Raw genomic sequence first — 17069 nt, forward strand, 5'->3', positions numbered from 1 at the left:
GGGAAGATAAAAATGCAAAACATGCGAAAAATTACCTCTTAAAGACAACAATCTTTTACTAAAGACTGACGACTTGGGACTCGCGACTAAGGACTTTTCTTTATCTTTGTACTATGAATACAGCCGATTTACTGCAACGGGCATTACATTTTGATTTTTTAAGCCTCGAAGAAGGCGTACATTTATACCACCATGCCGATACTGCATCGTTGATGTTTGTAGCGAATGAGTTAAGAAAAATTCAAGTACCCAGTGGTAAAGTAACCTGGCAGATTGACCGGAATGTAAATACAACCAATGTTTGTATTGCCAACTGTAAATTCTGTAATTTCTTCCGCAGACCTGGTCATGATGAGAGTTATATTACAGATATCGAAACCTATAAGGTAAAAATTGAAGAAACTTTCCGTTTGGGTGGCGATCAATTATTATTGCAAGGAGGCCACCACCCAGATTTGGGTCTGGCTTTTTACGCTGATCTATTTAAAAAATTAAAAGAATTATATCCTGATTTAAAACTCCACGCATTAGGTCCGCCAGAAATTGCACACGTTGCAAAACTGGAAGGCATGACACATACCGAAGTATTAAAAGTGCTTAAAGAAGCCGGAATGGATTCGCTACCGGGTGCTGGTGCTGAAATTTTAAATGACCGTGTAAGACGTTTAATCTCTAAAGGAAAATGTGGCGGACAGGAATGGCTTGATGTAATGCGTGCCTGTCACCAGTTGGACATTACCACATCGGCAACCATGATGTTTGGGCATGTAGAAACCATCGAAGAACGTTTTGAACATTTGGTTTGGATCCGTCAGGTACAAAGCGAAAAACCTGCTGATGCCAATGGATTTTTGGCCTTTATCCCATGGCCTTTCCAGGACGATGGTACTTTATTAAAGAGGCTTCGCGGAATCAGCAACAATGTAACTGCTGATGAATATATCCGTATGATTGCCTTAAGCCGCATTATGCTGCCTAACATCAAAAATATCCAGGCCAGCTGGTTAACCGTTGGTAAAACCACTGCTCAACTTTGCCTTCATGCTGGTGCAAACGATTTTGGATCGATCATGATCGAAGAAAATGTTGTTTCGGCCGCTGGTGCACCTCACCGTTTTACAGCAAATGGTATCCAGCAATCAATCAAAGCGGCAGGTTTTGAGCCACAGTTACGTGGACAAAAATATAATTACAGGGATTTACCTGAACATTTGGAAGAGCAGGTGATAACTTATTAAGGTATGTAAAACGGAGGATGTGAGATTGAAAAAAAACCTTGATTTCAACTCATAAATCCTGAAAATCATACAATCCTATAAATCCTGATCAAAAAAGGGAAGTAAAACCAAGTTCTACCTCCCTACCTTAAACTAAACATTACCTAATCAATAATGTAAATATTTTTTAAGCTAATTTTTTACCGGTTTTGATAAATTGGTTTGCAATTGTTTTAACAGCTGCACCAGTTAAAAATTCGTCGAAACTTTCTGCTGCCTGAGTTTGCGATGCTCCACCTAAACCGTTAATTTCAATACCAGCCTGTACGGTATTTTGCTCACCTGCATAAACGGCATCAACTGCTGAAATTCCGGTATCATTACCATTAGCAGCATAACTGATCCAAGGTTTTAAAGCAACACCTAAAGAAGCTGCAACCATTTGACGGATATGCGATGCGTGACGGGCTTCTACTGAGTGGATCTGTAAAGCGGTAGTTAACACTGCATTGCCTTTTAAAATCGGCGCTTGTCCTTTATACGCACGTACACCAGTATCTTCAAAAGCTAAAGCCACTTTTAAGAAAGTTTGATAGTTACTAAAAACATCTCCAAACGCTCCACCAGCTGTAAAATCGAAATCAGCATCTACATAGCCATCAGCACCTGTAATTTGTAATGCACTTTTTAATAAATCAACGTGAGCTCTTTCATGGGCTCTAATCGTAGTGATAGCTGCATTTGAAGCTGAAGTAGGGAAAGTGATGGTAGAATTTGTTAAAGCGTGGTTGTAATAATTGTATTCCAGATACTCTAATGCTAATGCAAAGTTTAATACATCATTAACTGTACTAGGGTTAGTTTGCCCATAAGCCTTTTGGAACATTGAACCCAAAGCAAGCGGTAATGCTGCCATTGATATTTTTTTACCAACGTTGAAAAAATCTTTCATTGCTGATCTACGCGGACTTAATCTTTCATAGATCTCACCGTCCACTTTTTCTATTTCGTCTAATATATTTAAGATATTCATGATTGTTGAGTTTTAAAAGATTAAAGGTTGATTACGTTAATTTTTGTTTTTACATATTTACCAGCGATTGCCAAAACTTTATCTGGTGTTAAAGCTCCGTCCAAACCTGCTGAATTATTTGCTCCTAATGCGGTTAAGCTATTTAAATCGGCAAAAGTTCCGTTAGAAATCTGATCCCTAACCCATGCAGCATGACGGGCTTCTACTGAAACGATTTTACCTGCCAGAACAAGATAATCTGTAGTAGTAATACGTACACCAGCACCATTGTAAGCAGCAACACCTAAATCTTCGAATGATTGAGCTGCAGCTAAAACACCTGAAGCACTTGTAAAATCGATACTTGAAAAATCAACCTCTAAACTGCCAATTGCTGCAGTACTCAATGCTTTTTTAAAGAATTCTCTGTGTGCAATTTCATGAAACTGAACATCTTGAAAATATGCTTTCTGGGCAGCTGTAAATGCTGAAGGTGGTGCAGAAGCAACTTTGATGTAAAATGCAGCCTCTAATTGTTCTAAAGCATAAGCATAGTTTAATACACCTATGTCAGTTTTAAAATCCAAAGTTGCGCCATCCATTGTTGGATTTTCGTAGCCACGGTCTTTTTTACAACCTGCTGCAACCAATGCAATAGCTGCAGCACTAGCACCTGCATACTGAAGAAAAGATCTTCTGCCAACGGTGCTGTTTAATAAACGTTCATCTTGAAGTTCACTTTTTGTTTCTAGTTCATTGTTTTTCATAGTAATCTATGTTTAGTGGTTTTGAATTCGTTTGATGATACATACGTGACAATCAGAACACTGGTTTTTTCTTTTTGCATTTTTTTTTGTAAGCGCATTTTAATACATTCACCAACCTATAACTATGACTACACTAAAAGCCATTATTGTTGATGATGAGGAGTTTGCCCGATCGTCGCTATTTTTTTTACTGCAACAGAACTGTTCACAGGTAGAAATTACCGGTATTGCAAGGTCTGTAGCCGAAGCGAAAGATATTTTAGCGCATCATCCAATCGACTTAATTTTTCTGGACATTGCCATGCCAGGCGGTAACGGTTTCGAGCTCATTCCCGATGCACAAAAACACAACGCAGCTGTTATATTTACCACAGCTTACGATCAGTATGCACTAAAAGCAATCAAAGCCAATGCGCTCGATTATTTGCTGAAACCGATTGATATCGATGAGCTTAAAACAGCTGTAGAGAAGGTTTTTCAGCACATTAAATTGTTTAAAGGTCAAAATGAAAACGACGAAAGGATCAATAATCTAGCCTCTAGTTTAAGCTCCCGAACAGAAATCAGGAAACTTACCTTGCCTTACGGACAAGGCTTTAAAATGATCGATATTGACGATATTATTTACATCGAGGCAGACAGTAATTATTCCATCGTACACTTAAATAACCACGATAAAATTACCGTTTCAAAAGTTTTACGGGAGTTTGAAGAACTTTTACCAACCGATCAATTCGTAAGAATCCATAAATCGAGCATCATTAACCTAAACCACTTAAAGGAATATAATTCTAAAAATGGACTCCAGGTTTTCTTAAAAAACGGAGAAAGCATCAACATTTCGAGAAGAAGGGCAAGCGATTTTTTCGAAAAAATAAAATTATTTACCAAAGCAAACAGTGATCATTAATCGACCGATAAAAGTTTTATTTTTAGCTCAAAAAGCTATCCTGAAGCTAAACTTCAGCTGTAATCTTATTGCGCTTTTATTTTTAGCACTGATTTTCCTTTACCCTAAAAAAACATTCGCCCAAACCACCTACCTGCCCCATTACAATTCTAAAAACGGATTAGCAAGCAACAACTGTTATTATATTTTACAGGATAAAAAAGGCTTTATCTGGATTGCAACTGATAATGGACTGAGCCGTTTTGATGGTACTAATTTCCAGAATTTCACCATCGAAGATGGCCTGCCGGATACGCAAATCCTCCAGATGAAAGAAGATAAGGATGGTCGTTTATGGTTTTTTGCACTTAATGGTCAGCTTAGTTACCTTAAAGAAGGCAAATTTTATAACCAGGATAACGATGAGCTGCTTAAAAAATTAAACTTTAACACCGTAATTGTTTCATTTTTAGTTGATAAATCCGGGAGGATATGGCTCGGTACCAACGCCAACCTGATTATTTGCTGGGATGGAAAAACAATTAAAAAATACATTTCTCCTAACCAGAATGATAAATTCATCAACGCTTTTATCCACGAGGATGAACAGGGAAACATATTTGCCTACAGCGATTTAAGCGTTCAGCAATTTAATGGAAAAACTTTTTCCATGGTCAAATCAAAAGTACAACCACTTTCTTACATGACCGCCACTAATAGCGCCCATCGGTCTTTGTTCTATCTGGATAGTGGTGGATTGAAACAATACAGACACGGAACCATTAACGATCTGATTCCTATTCCGCAGAACCTGATCAAAAATATGTCGGGATATTTTTATTACGACGTTACCGCTAAAGAAGTTTGGTTATCGAATGCCAATGGTGCTTTTGCCCTTGATAAAAATGGCAAAACCGTTCAGTATTTACAGGATATTGCCGTTAATCAGGTAATAAAGGACAACAACCAAAACATATGGTTTGCTACCAATCAGGGTATTTATATGTTGCCAAATGCGAACAACAGGCTTTCCATTATCGATGCAGAATCGGGTTTAAGCAGTAATGTAATCAAAAGCATCACCAAAGATGGTAAAAATCGCCTTTGGCTGGGTACCGATGATGCGGTAATCGATGTATTAAGCATCAACAATTACCAGGTTAATGAAATCGGTCTCGATGATTTTAAGAAATACAAAACCATTAAGCAGATTTCATTCGATCCAAAAGATCAATCAATTTATTTCGCTTCTGATTATGGAATGGGCGTTTTTAAGAATATTTATAAGGGCAGCGATGAAGTAAGTTATTTAAAGGAATCAAACAATTCCATGTTTGTAATCAAACACTTCAGCATTGGCGAAAACAATAACCATTTAGCATTGGCTCTATCTTCAGGCGTGGTTTTCTTATCCGACAGGAGGAACAAATTTGAATTTAACGCCGCCAAATACCGCGAAAAAGAAGATTTTTTTAAAGACCGCTCCTACCATGTTTTTTACGACCGGGAAGGCAGTTTATGGTTCTCTAACGTTAGCGGTTTATCACAGTTTGTTAAAGGTAAACTGATCAAACATTACCAAAGTCATCCATTACTGACCAAGAGGATAAACGACATTCAGCAGCTTGCCGATGGTACGCTGATTTTAGCTACTGATGGTTATGGACTAATCTTTTACAAAAACAATCAGATTACCAGGCAGATTACCCAAAAAGATGGTTTAACCAATAACATCTGCACTAAAATATTCGTAAAAAACAGCGAGATATGGGTACTTACGAACAAAGGTGTCAACAAAATTGCCGATTACCCAAATCAACCCAGTGTTGCCAATTTCGATTATGGTAAAGATTTGTTGAGCGACGATATTAACAGTTTATTTATCGACGATAGCACAGCTTATTTTGCCACCAACAAAGGTTTGATTCTATTCAAATACAATAATAAAAATATCATTAAAAACCTACCAAAAGTTTATGTTACCTCTATCATTAAAGATAACGAACGTTTACCGGTAGATCAGGGTAATTTCACCTTCGAAACAGGTAATAACACCATTTTATTTACCTTTAGTGCGGTAGATTTTACCACCAGTGATATTACCTATCGCTACCGTTTAAATGAAAATTCGCCCTGGATTGAAACACGCACCAGGCGATTGGATTTCTCTTCCCTCCAATCGGGCGATTACGTTTTTGAAGTAAGTGCCAAAAGCCAGAACGGCAACTGGGGCGAATCGGCAAAAATTTCCTTTACCATTAAAAAACATTTTTGGCAAAGTCTGTGGTTTTTATCCATTTTAATCCTGCTGGTGGCTTATATTTTCTATAAGGTGGCTGTTTATATTACCCGCAAACAAAAAGATAAAGAGCAAGAGCAATTATTATTAAAAAATAAGGTACTAATGCTTGAGCAGCAGGCTTTACAGGCGATGATGAACCCGCATTTTGTGTTTAACGTAATGAATTCCATCCAGCATTACATTAACACCCAAAATACAGCCTCGGCAAATAAAGTTTTAACAGGTTTTGCCCGTTTGATCAGAAAAAACCTCGAAATCTGTACAAAAAGTTATATTTCTTTAGAAGAAGAATTAGAATACTTGAATCTTTATTTAAAGCTAGAGAAAAACCGTTTCGGCGATAAACTGGAATATATTTTTAATATTGACGAAGATATAGACCGGGAAGAAACCTTTATCCCCTCGATGCTGTTACAACCTTACGTAGAAAATGCAATATGGCATGGTATAATGCCAAAAGAAACTGGTGGCGAAATTCAGATCAACATTAAATTGCAGGACGAATTTTATTTAAACATTGAAATTATTGATGACGGGATTGGCATAGACAATTCTTTAAAGGATAAAAAAGAAACCCATATTAGTAAAGGCATGCAGTTAACAAAAGAGAGATTACACCTTTTAGGGCAGATTGGAGCAAAACCTATACACTTAAACGTGAAGCAAAACACTACAAATGGCACAACAGTATCCATTTCTATCCCGCTAAAATAGAAATTTTACCGTTTACTCAATTATTAATACCACTCACTAAATAGAACCTTGATCGAACCCTCTTTAGCCTTAAACTTGTGTTAGAAATAAACGATAGTGTTTATCAAAGACGTTCTTATAGAATTGATATAGATATTTAATAACCTAACCTAAAACTATATCTTAATTCAGGTTTCATTTGTGTGTTGAAAGCGGTCTTGTTTTTAAAAGCGAGACCGCTTTTTTATGCCCAAAAATTCTATTTTTGTATATGCCCAAACACAATATCACCAGGCACATCGAAGCCCTTATATTTTCTTCCAGCCAAAGTATAGGCACGCAGGAAATCATACTTGCCCTTAATGCCGTTTTTAACGAAGAGTTTATCGAAACACAGGTATTCGAAAACATCGAACAGATTAAGGAAAAATATAGTCATGATGATTTTGCAATCGAACTTGTATTCTTAAACAATGGTTATCAGTTCCTCACCAAAAAAGATTATCACGAAACCGTTAACCAGCTTCAGCTACACCGATCGAAGAAAAAATTAAGTCAGGCTGCTATGGAAACCCTGGCCATTATTGCTTATCGCCAGCCAATTACCAAACTCGAAATTGAACAGATCAGGGGTGTAAATTCCGATTACTCTGTGCAACGCCTGCTTGAAAAAGAACTGATCAGTATTGATGGAAAGGCAGAAACACCAGGCAGGCCAATCCTTTACAGCACCAGTTCATTATTTATGGATTATTTCGGACTAAATAACCTTAGCCAGCTTCCTCAGTTAAAAGACATTGTAAAAGAGGAAAATACCGTTGGCGAAAATGTTGAATAAATAATTTAATTTCTTTGCTTACAGGTTGTTATTAAAAAAGTTTTTTTTGTATTTTTAAACTATAAAAGCAATTTTTATTTTTGTGTTATGAAAGCGCCAAAGAAACTCCCAACAAAGCCGACTACTAAGAAACAGGTAGACGAAGATGATGACCTTGAAGATGATGACGATATTCAAACAACGAAAAAGAAGCCTCAGGATGATGATGATGACGATTTTGACATGCCATTAGATGACCTTGACAACTTCGATAATTTCGACGATGATGACGACGATTTTTAATATTTAAAAAACATATATTTGAAAAAGCATCCGCCCGCTTGGTAGGATGCTTTTTAATTTTAAAATGTGCCCATGCAAGTTATACCGGTAAATAATCCATCATTAAAAAAAGACTTTCTAAATACGCCCAAGCTCTTATATAAAAACGACAAAAACTGGATCTGTCCGTTGGATAGCGAAGTAGAAAATGTTTTTAATCCGGAAAAAAACACCTTTTTTGCACATGGAAAATGCACACGTTGGGTTTTGAAAGATGATGCGGGAAAGCTTATCGGCCGTGTGGCGGCCTTTATCAATGAGAAAAAAGCCTATCATTACGATCAACCAACTGGCGGAATGGGTTTCTTTGAATGCATTGATGATGAAAAAGCGGCATTTCTTTTATTTGATACTGCAAAAGCCTGGTTAACCGAAAATGGCATGAAAGCGATGGACGGACCAATTAATTTTGGAGAGAACGACACCTTTTGGGGTTTATTGGTTGAGGGCTTTACCCCTCCTTCTTTCGGGATGAATTATAATTTTCCGTACTATCAAAAGTTTTTCGAAAAATATGGATTTGTTACCGAATATGAACAGTTAACCAATCATATCAATCTTACCATTCCTTTCCCTGAACGTTTTACAAAAATTGCCAATTGGGTAAGAAATAAACCGGGTTATACTTTTGAATATTTCAGTAAGACAAACGCCAGCAAATACATTAATGATTTAATGGAAATCTATAACGACGGCTGGCAGGATTTCGAAAATTTTGTTCCCATTAAAAAGGAAACCCTCGAAGAAAGCTTTAAAAGCATGGAGCCGATTATGGATGAACATTTGATCCAGTTTGCCTATTTTAATGGCGAACCAGCATCTTTTGTAGTATTAATCCCTGATGCGAACCAGATGATTAAGGGTTTTGATGGTAAACTAGGCTTAATCGAAAAATTAAAATTCGCGTACCGCCGCTGGGTGGGCGTTACCCGCATGAGGGCAATTGTAATGGGTACTAAACCTAAATTCCAGAAACATGGTTTAGAATCAGTCCTCTTTATCCGTTTGGGAGAGTATGTATTGCCTAAAAACCAGTACAAAGAACTCGAATTGAGCTGGGTTGGTGATTTTAACGAACAAATGATCGCGATACATAAGGCCACCGGTGCTACTTTTGGTAAAAAGCATTTAACGATGCGCAAGGTATTTTAAACTTAACAGGTTTGTCACTTGCCAAGGTTCGTGTCGCCACGAACCTTTTTTAATTTATTTTGCCACGGAGACGCAGAAAACACGGATCAATTAAACTTCTAAGTCTTATGCAGCAGATTTCTCCATTCCGTACACTTCAGTCGAAATGACGTTTAAGTATAACCTACGCACTTTTATATTTCGGCAAATTAATCAACAACACACTTCCTAAAATAATTACCAAACCAATCACCTGTGTAAGGCCAATTACTTCATTGGTAAAAGTTAAACTCAACAGTACTGCCACAACAGGATTTACGTAAGCATAAGTACTTACCTGTGTAGCCGGACGCACTTTTAGCAACCACACATAAGCACTAAAAGCTGCAATAGAACCGAATAAAATCAGGTAGATAATTGATAACCAGGCGTCAAGCGATATACTACCCCAATCTAATAATTTAAATTCTGATTTCACTAATGCTCCGGGTAAAAAAGCCAAACTCGCCATCAACATTTGCCAGCCTGTATTTACTGAAACCGAACTTTCTGTAGTGGGGTGATATTTTGAATAAAGTGATCCTCCAGCCCATGCAATTGGCCCGAAAACCAGCAGTACCATACCGATAATCTGTAGATTACTTTGAGGTTTATCAAGCGCCAGCCTAATCTGATCGCCAAATAAAAGCACAACACCTAAAAATCCTATGATCAAACCGGAAACGATATATTTATTACTGAGATTTTCTTTCCAGTGCGATTTATCCAGAATCACAAACCATATTGCTGCCGAAGCCACCATAATGGCTACCAAACCGCTTGGTATAAATTGTTCTACCCAAATTACGATGCCATTCCCTAAACCCAGCATTAAAATCCCACTTACTGCAGCAATTTTAATGGTTTTTAGGTTGAAAATCTGCTCCCCTTTTATCTTGCACCAGCCTAACAACAAAATGCCTGCAACAGTAAACCGCACTACACCTAAAATAAAAGGTGGAAAACCAGCGAGTGCTTTCTGGATAAAAAAGTAGGTAGAACCCCACACAATATATACAATGGCAAAGGCCAGGTAAACCATTACCGGAGATGCCGTTTTATTTAAATTTGTCATGACTTTATTTTTGAGGAATTACCAATTGTTGTTGCTCTTTTACCGTTTCTAACACAATCGTTGTCTTCACGGATAAAATATTGGGAACTTTGCTAAACTCATCGCGTAATAAAGCCATTAATGATGCAGAATCAGTCGTTCTCACTTTCACCAGGAAACAATCATCACCTGCAATTACATGCACTTCCTGTACATCTGGGATTTTTGCCAATTCACTTGCAGTATCATTACAACTGAAACTTTGCGAAGATTTCATGGAGATGAAAGCCAATAACTTTAAGTCAACTGCTGCAGGATTTACTTTAGCATTGTATCCGGTAATTACATTCTTCTTCTCGAGTTTTTTTACGCGCTCCAGCACGGCTGAGGGAACAAGATCCAATGCCTTCGCTAAATCTACGTTCGAGATCCGCGCATTATCCTGCATGAGTCTGAGTATAGCCAGATCGATATGATCCAGACTAAAATTGTTTTCAATTACCATTCTATAAAACTATAAATATTTAGAATAAAATTCAAAATATTTTAAATAAAAATGAATTTTATTCTACATTATAATTTTATAATGATAATTAGTCGGCAGACTAAGTGATTATTCGAATTTTATATTCCAAGTTTATCGTATAGATCGATCACCTTTTTACGGAGTTTATTGATTTCTTCTTCCTTTTCAATCAGTTCTTTTTTAAGTGCAGCCAATTCTGCAGAGGGGTCTGCCCCTACCGATTGACCATCGATCAATTGTACAACGGGAATTTTAAAGGTTTTGGAAATCTGGAGTAAACGGGAAATATTGAGATCGGTTTGGCCTGTCTCTATTTTGCAGAAAGCCGGAGTAGAAATGTTTAGTTTTTTAGCAGCATCCGCCTGACTTAAACCTAAGGCCAATCTGCTTTGTTTAATACGATCTCCGATGCTTTTCATAGTTTAAATTAGATATGAGATGTTAGATATGAGATTTGAGAGGGATTTGAGCTTTCAAATATCACCTCTCATATCTCTAACCTCACTTCTCCAAAGCAGCCGACAACTCAGGCAGATCGAAACCTGCATAATTACCAGAACTCATCATCAGCAGATTTGTATTCTTATAATTGAGGCTTAACAGATAGCTTTTTAGCTTTACAGCATCGTTAAAAAATTTCAGTTTTGGATTAGCAAAAGCCTGTTGCACATCATCTTCAGAAAAAGGTTCCATGCGTTTTTGCTCAAAAGATTTAATGTCGATAAATACGATTGCCTCATCAGCTTTATCCATTGCACCGGTATATTCTTTTAAAAAATCTTTATTCAAACTGCTAAAAGTATGTAGTTCAATACAGGCTACCAATTTACGATCGGTAAACTGCGCTTTAACCGCATCAATAGTAGCCTTTAATTTTGATGGTGAATGCGCAAAATCTTTATAAACATTTGTCGAATCATCAGCAGAAATGACTTCTAAGCGTTTGGCAGCTCCTGTAAATGAAGTAATAGCGGCATAAAATTCACTTTCATTAATATCCAGTTCTTTACATACCAATTTCGCAGCATTAAGGTTCATCAGGTTATGATCGCCAAAAATCTTTAAAGCTGTTTCTTCCGGCAAAAGGTAAGTTATTCCCTTTCTGATTTCGTGTTCTGGAATGGCATAACCAATTTTGGTTACATCAGCTTTTGAATTAGCTACAATTTCATTCAGGTCAGCATCTGCTTTACAGTAAATCAATGTTCCATTAGGCTCAATGGTATCAATAAATTTATCAAACTGTAAGGTATAATCGGCATAAGTTGGAAACACATTAATGTGATCCCAGGCAATACCGCTGATTACGGCAACATTGGCTTTATACAGGTGAAATTTTGGTCTTCTATCAATCGGTGAAGATAAATACTCATCGCCTTCAATAATCATTACCAGAGCTTCTTCCGTCACTTTTACCATGGTTTCGAAACCAGCCAGCTGTGCACCAACCAGGTAATCGAAATCGCGTTTATAATAATTTAACACATGCAAAATCATACTGGTAATGGTTGTTTTACCATGACTGCCACCAATTACTACACGTAACTTATTTTTGCTCTGTTCGTAAATATATTCAGGGTAAGAATAGATTTTAACGCCCAGTTCCTGTGCCTTCAATAACTCTGGATTATCTATACGGGCGTGCATGCCCAAAATTACCGCATCAAGATCTTTAGAAACGCGGTTTTCTTCCCAGCCCATTTCAGCAGGTAATAAACCATATTTATCCAAACGGGATTTTGCTGGTTCGAAAATCACATCATCAGAACCTGAAATCTGATATCCTTTTTTATGTAGGGCGATGGCCAGGTTGTGCATGGCACTTCCACCGATTGCTATAAAATGTATGCGCATATTTTTTTGTTTTAGATATGAGAAGGGAGATTTGAGATGTGAGACACAAGATTTGAGATATGAGAACAAACCCTGCGCCTTAAATCTTTCATCGCGTTTGGCGGTTTGCGTATGGAGTTTAAGCCTTAAACCTTTTTCTCAAACTGTGCAGCAACCCAATCGCCGTTCTGTTTATGATCAACGTATTTGATGCCATATTTAGCACATTCGGCGGTAATCATTCCCAGATCAGGATCTAAATAAAACCCACTGAAGAAAATTTTGCCTCCGGCTTTTAAAACTTCGGCATAACGGTGAATATGATCTAAAAGGATATTCCGGTTAATATTGGCAAAAATAACATCATATTCTTCGTTAGGAATGACTTCTTTACTGCCACAAAGTGCTTTTAAATTATCTACATGGTTAAGTGCAGCATTTTCTATGGTACTTTCATAACAGATGTCATCATAATCGATGGCCATTAAACTTTTAGCACCCAGTTTTGCAGCCAGAATAGCTAAAATCCCGGTTCCACAGCCCATATCAAGGATATTTTTATCCTTTAGGTCGGCTGCTAAAATATACTGCATCACCATGGTGGTGGTTTGGTGGTGACCGGTGCCAAAAGCCATTTTTGGATCGATTACAATCTCGTAAGGATATGATGGCTGTGGCTCGTGAAAGGTTGCCCTTACATAACACACATCATCAATAATCAACGGACTGAAGTTTTTCTCCCATTCGGCATTCCAGTTTTCATCGGCAACATCTTCTAAGGTATAATCGGTTGCAAATTCTTCGCTATAATTGGCCAAAAGTTCTTTTAATTCCTGCTCGTTAAAATTATCCTTGATTACGAAAGCCGTAAAACCACCTTCACTATCTTCGAAAGTATCGAAGCCTAAATCGGCAAGATCGCTGATGAGCAGATCCTGTTGATAGTCTTCGATACCTTTGAATGTAAATATTGCTTTAATGTATTGCATTTAGCTGTTTAATGCTTTAATAATATCTGTAAAATCGCGTGATTTCAATGATGCACCACCAATCAGTCCACCATCAATATCTTTTTGCGAGAATAAACTTGCTGCGTTGCCCGGGTTACAGCTACCGCCATATAAAATGGTTGTATCATCAGCTACATTGAAGCCATAGTTTGCCTCAATTTCACTGCGGATAAAAGCGTGAATATCCTGTGCCTGCTCTGGAGAAGCTGTTAAACCTGTGCCAATAGCCCAAACCGGTTCGTAAGCGATCACGATCTTTTTGAAATCTTCTTCGGTTAAGCTGAAAATGCCTTCTACCAATTGTTTTTTTAATACTTCATAGTAGCTACCGTTATTACGCTCATCTAAAGTTTCGCCGATACAGAAGATCGGAGTTAAGCCATGTGCCAAAGCGGTTTTGGTTTTAGCCGCCAATAACTCATCACTTTCTGCAAAATACTGTCTGCGTTCTGAGTGACCTAAAATCACATATTCTGCACCAACAGATTTCACCATTTTAGCGGAAGTTTCGCCTGTATAAGCACCACTTTCTTTATCGCTAATGTTTTGAGCACCAATTTTAACATCGTTACCACCCAATTTTGCCAAGCTGTTTAAATGAATAAATGGTGAGCAGATAATAGCCAACTGATCGCCTTTGCGCTCATCTTTAACCATATTTACGATTTCGCTGAACAACGAAACACCTTCGTTGTAATCTAAGTTCATTTTCCAGTTACCGGCAACAATCTTTTTTCTCATTTTGTATTATTTAATGGTTGGTTGATCTTTTAAGATCAAGGTTTTATATTAAAATCGTCTATACGATTCGGTTAATTCAAATACTTTTTCAAGAATGTTCTTTTCTGTTTCATCAAAAGCTATATTCTTTCTTGCGAACACCTTTTCGGTTGTTTCGAACATCTTATTCAGTTTATAGGTTTCGAAACCACTGGCACCACCCCAGCTAAAATCTGGAATATGGTTCGGCGGAAGACCAGCACCAAAAACATTGGTTCCAACCCCTACAACACTGCCGGTATTAAACATGGTATTAATGCCACATTTAGCATGATCGCCCATAATCAAACCACAAAATTGCAGGTTGGTATTTCGCATTTTTCTGCTTTCGTAATCGTAAAGCTTTACTTCGGCATAGTTGTTTTTTAAATTCGAATTGTTGGTGTCGGCACCGATATTGCACCACTCGCCCATTACCGAATTACCTAAATATCCTTCGTGGCCTTTGGCCGAATTGCCCCAGATTACCGAATTGTTAATTTCGCCTCCTGCACGGCTATTCGGGCCGATTGTAGTACCAGAATATATTTTAGCACCCATTTTTACTGATGAATTCTCACAAAGCGCAAAAGAACCTCTTATTAAACTACCTTCCCAAACTTCAGCATTTTTACCAATGTATATAGGTCCGTAAGTACTGTTAAATACACTGCATTCTGCTTTGGCTCCATCTTCGAGAAAAATATCATCACCAAGCAGTTGATTCGTACCACTTAGTTTTGCCGAGCTACGCCCTTCGGTTAATAGTTTAAAATCTTTTCTAATTTCGGCTGGGTTATGACCAAAAATATGCTCAGGATAAACAATATGTATAAAATCGCCGGCATATTCAATTTGCTTTAGCGATTTAACAGTTTCAAAATCGTGCCGATCGGCAATATAAGCAACAACTACATCTTTTTTATAGAGCGCCTCGCCTGCCTTAAGGTTAGCAACAGCATTAAGCAAAGCTTCATCTGGGCAAACAGAACCGTTTATAAATAAATCGGCATCAGGTTTTGGCGCAAATTTTACTGAAAGGTAATCCTGGGTATGAAAGCCGTAATCGGCTTTTAAATGTTTGGCCCATTTTTCTGCAATGGTTAAAATACCTATGCGCAGATCGGCCACCGGCCTGGTAAAAGTAAGCGGACGCAGGGACATCCAGCTAGCATCATCAAAAAGATTGATTGTCATAAGCTGCAAAAATAAAAAAAGTCCCGATGCTTTTGGCAAAGGGACTTCAAAAAATGCTTTTTACAGCTAAAATTATTTCTTAGCGTAACGGTTTTTGAATTTATCGATACGTCCTGCTGTATCAACCAATTTCATTTTACCAGTATAAAAAGGGTGTGAAGTATGAGAAATCTCTAATTTATAAAGAGGATATTCGTTACCATCTTCCCATTTAATTGTTTCTTTAGTATCTACACAAGATTTTGTTAAGAAAGCATATTCGTTAGACATGTCTTTAAAAACAACTGGTCTGTAGCTTGTTGGGTGCAAATCTTTTTTCATTTGAATATTATTTTTAGTTATTTGTGTGAAAGCATCAAGAACATTTTTGCAATTTGCTGGCAACAACGCTTATGACATTTCCTATTAGTCTTTCTACCTCTATTTTAGAGGATGCAAATATCTTAATTTTATTTTTGATTTACAAGCCTAAATAAAGAATTTTAATTTACATGACTTTTATGCATGCTTTTTTAAGGAAAACACATTCGAGTAATAAGCAAATCTAAACTTTTTTGAGCTGAATATTGTTTTTCAGATATATAAAAAATATATGTAAATTTGGTATATGAGAAAAGAAAGTAAATTTGACGGCATTATCCATGCCGATAGCAGCGGAAAGCTCTACATCAAAAGTCCTGATTTTTTTGCGCAGCCAAGGATTATCCAAATGGTGGGCTCATTAATGGAGTCGAGTATTTTTAAAAAAATAGAAAAAGATAAAAATAAGAAATAACCTGTAAATGCCTTTTAACCTACTCTTGTTTCCTCTTGTAGGCGGCTACTATATATTAATCAGGTTCAGATACCTGCGGTATGTTCAATACCGGCTCGAAAGCCAGCGAATATTATTAAACTCTGCTTTTGCAGGCATCATGCTTTTGGGTGTATGCTTTTTGTTAAGGGCAATTTTTATCGCCATCTGGCCTCAAACAGTTGAAGACCTCAGCAAATTGCTTCCCATACATGCTCCTTATTTTGGAACAACCAGTTTATCACTATTAGTTGCTGTAGCGGCAACCGAAATTGCCAATCTTTTTATCAACCGCCTTAAAGCCATTAAAAGGGCTATAGCTACTTCGGGAAATGAATTTGAATTGTTATTAAGCTCATCTTTTTTTGATGCCCATCTTTTACAATTTACGATGGATAGTGGCAAATTTTATATTGGCTGGGTGAAAGAACTGCCCAAACCCTTTACTACGAGCTATATCCGCATTACCCCTGCTTTTAGTGGCTACCGCAAGGCTGATGACAAAGAACTCGTTTTTACCACTCAATATTTAACGGTTTATGCCAGTTATATTGAAGATGGCTCTGTAGCGAATACCGATGAATTGAAAACCGATCTCGTATTAAAAGCAGATAAGATCAATTCCATTTCGTTTTTTGATATGGATATGTACAACCGCTTTAATCCTTCGCAGGAATAAATACATTAA

The 17069-nt window shown here is 37.3% G+C and carries 18 protein-coding genes; 8 read left to right on the plus strand and 10 right to left on the minus strand.

Going from position 1 to position 17069, the window contains the following annotated elements:
* Nucleotides 1–113 precede the first annotated feature (113 nt).
* Nucleotides 114–1238, plus strand: coding sequence for a CofH family radical SAM protein (locus U859_RS0106440; RefSeq protein ID WP_025142602.1), 1125 nt, complete (start codon nucleotides 114–116; stop codon nucleotides 1236–1238).
* Between the two features lie 166 nt (nucleotides 1239–1404).
* Here the strand turns inward: U859_RS0106440 and U859_RS0106445 are convergent, their stop codons facing one another.
* Nucleotides 1405–2250 carry a ferritin-like domain-containing protein gene (locus U859_RS0106445; RefSeq protein WP_025142603.1) on the minus strand — a complete coding sequence of 282 codons (846 nt, stop codon included), beginning with the start codon at nucleotides 2248–2250 and terminating at the stop codon, nucleotides 1405–1407.
* A gap of 20 nt (nucleotides 2251–2270) precedes the next feature.
* A complete protein-coding gene (locus tag U859_RS0106450) occupies nucleotides 2271–2996 on the minus strand; it encodes a ferritin-like domain-containing protein (protein ID WP_025142604.1) in 726 nt (241 codons plus the stop codon).
* Nucleotides 2997–3120: 124 nt separating this feature from the next.
* Between U859_RS0106450 and U859_RS0106455 the strand changes: the two genes are divergently transcribed.
* The 5 genes from U859_RS0106455 (at nucleotide 3121) to U859_RS0106475 (ending at nucleotide 9191) form a co-directional block, all read left to right on the plus strand.
* The gene (locus U859_RS0106455) at nucleotides 3121–3906 is read left to right on the plus strand and encodes a LytR/AlgR family response regulator transcription factor (protein ID WP_025142605.1); all 786 of its coding nucleotides are present in this window, start codon (nucleotides 3121–3123) and stop codon (nucleotides 3904–3906) included.
* Entirely contained in the window at nucleotides 3896–6901 is a 3006-nt protein-coding gene (locus U859_RS0106460; protein ID WP_025142606.1) for a two-component regulator propeller domain-containing protein, read from the plus strand. Before U859_RS0106455 ends, U859_RS0106460 begins: the two co-directional genes overlap by 11 nt.
* Nucleotides 6902–7151: 250 nt before the next feature.
* Nucleotides 7152–7718 carry an SMC-Scp complex subunit ScpB gene (gene scpB / locus U859_RS0106465; protein ID WP_025142607.1) on the plus strand — a complete coding sequence of 189 codons (567 nt, stop codon included), beginning with the start codon at nucleotides 7152–7154 and terminating at the stop codon, nucleotides 7716–7718.
* 87 nt (nucleotides 7719–7805) lie between these two features.
* Nucleotides 7806–8000 (plus strand): hypothetical protein, encoded by a 195-nt coding sequence (locus U859_RS0106470; RefSeq protein WP_025142608.1) that lies wholly within the window; start codon nucleotides 7806–7808, stop codon nucleotides 7998–8000.
* Nucleotides 8001–8072: 72 nt separating this feature from the next.
* Nucleotides 8073–9191 carry a hypothetical protein gene (locus U859_RS0106475; RefSeq protein ID WP_025142609.1) on the plus strand — a complete coding sequence of 373 codons (1119 nt, stop codon included), beginning with the start codon at nucleotides 8073–8075 and terminating at the stop codon, nucleotides 9189–9191.
* A gap of 163 nt (nucleotides 9192–9354) precedes the next feature.
* Here U859_RS0106475 and U859_RS0106480 read toward each other — a convergent pair whose 3' ends face one another.
* From U859_RS0106480 to U859_RS0106515, 8 genes are all read right to left on the minus strand, one after another.
* Complete coding sequence (locus U859_RS0106480) at nucleotides 9355–10284, minus strand: EamA family transporter (RefSeq protein ID WP_025142610.1); 930 nt, start codon at nucleotides 10282–10284, stop codon at nucleotides 9355–9357.
* A 4-nt stretch (nucleotides 10285–10288) separates the two neighbouring features.
* Nucleotides 10289–10768, minus strand: a complete 480-nt coding sequence (locus tag U859_RS0106485; protein WP_025142611.1) for an Lrp/AsnC family transcriptional regulator — start codon at nucleotides 10766–10768, stop codon at nucleotides 10289–10291.
* Between the two features lie 119 nt (nucleotides 10769–10887).
* On the minus strand, nucleotides 10888–11208 hold the full coding sequence (locus tag U859_RS0106490) for a helix-turn-helix domain-containing protein (protein WP_025142612.1): 321 nt from the start codon (nucleotides 11206–11208) through the stop codon (nucleotides 10888–10890).
* 82 nt (nucleotides 11209–11290) lie between these two features.
* Nucleotides 11291–12643, minus strand: a complete 1353-nt coding sequence (locus U859_RS0106495) for a UDP-N-acetylmuramate--L-alanine ligase (RefSeq protein WP_025142613.1) — start codon at nucleotides 12641–12643, stop codon at nucleotides 11291–11293.
* A gap of 125 nt (nucleotides 12644–12768) precedes the next feature.
* Nucleotides 12769–13611, minus strand: a complete 843-nt coding sequence (prmA, locus tag U859_RS0106500) for a 50S ribosomal protein L11 methyltransferase (RefSeq protein WP_025142614.1) — start codon at nucleotides 13609–13611, stop codon at nucleotides 12769–12771.
* The gene (gene tpiA / locus U859_RS0106505) at nucleotides 13612–14373 is read right to left on the minus strand and encodes a triose-phosphate isomerase (protein WP_025142615.1); all 762 of its coding nucleotides are present in this window, start codon (nucleotides 14371–14373) and stop codon (nucleotides 13612–13614) included.
* Nucleotides 14374–14421: 48 nt separating this feature from the next.
* Nucleotides 14422–15588, minus strand: coding sequence for a GlmU family protein (locus tag U859_RS0106510; protein WP_025142616.1), 1167 nt, complete (start codon nucleotides 15586–15588; stop codon nucleotides 14422–14424).
* A 72-nt stretch (nucleotides 15589–15660) separates the two neighbouring features.
* Nucleotides 15661–15909 carry a type B 50S ribosomal protein L31 gene (locus U859_RS0106515; protein WP_025142617.1) on the minus strand — a complete coding sequence of 83 codons (249 nt, stop codon included), beginning with the start codon at nucleotides 15907–15909 and terminating at the stop codon, nucleotides 15661–15663.
* Between the two features lie 286 nt (nucleotides 15910–16195).
* On the opposite strand from U859_RS0106515, the gene U859_RS31940 reads away from it, so the two are divergent.
* A complete protein-coding gene (locus tag U859_RS31940) occupies nucleotides 16196–16363 on the plus strand; it encodes a hypothetical protein (RefSeq protein WP_162799884.1) in 168 nt (55 codons plus the stop codon).
* A 7-nt stretch (nucleotides 16364–16370) separates the two neighbouring features.
* On the plus strand, nucleotides 16371–17060 hold the full coding sequence (locus U859_RS0106525) for a hypothetical protein (protein ID WP_162799885.1): 690 nt from the start codon (nucleotides 16371–16373) through the stop codon (nucleotides 17058–17060).
* Nucleotides 17061–17069: the final 9 nt, after the last annotated feature.

This window comes from Pedobacter jeongneungensis, assembly GCF_000633455.1.
Lineage (GTDB): Bacteria > Bacteroidota > Bacteroidia > Sphingobacteriales > Sphingobacteriaceae > Pedobacter > Pedobacter jeongneungensis_A.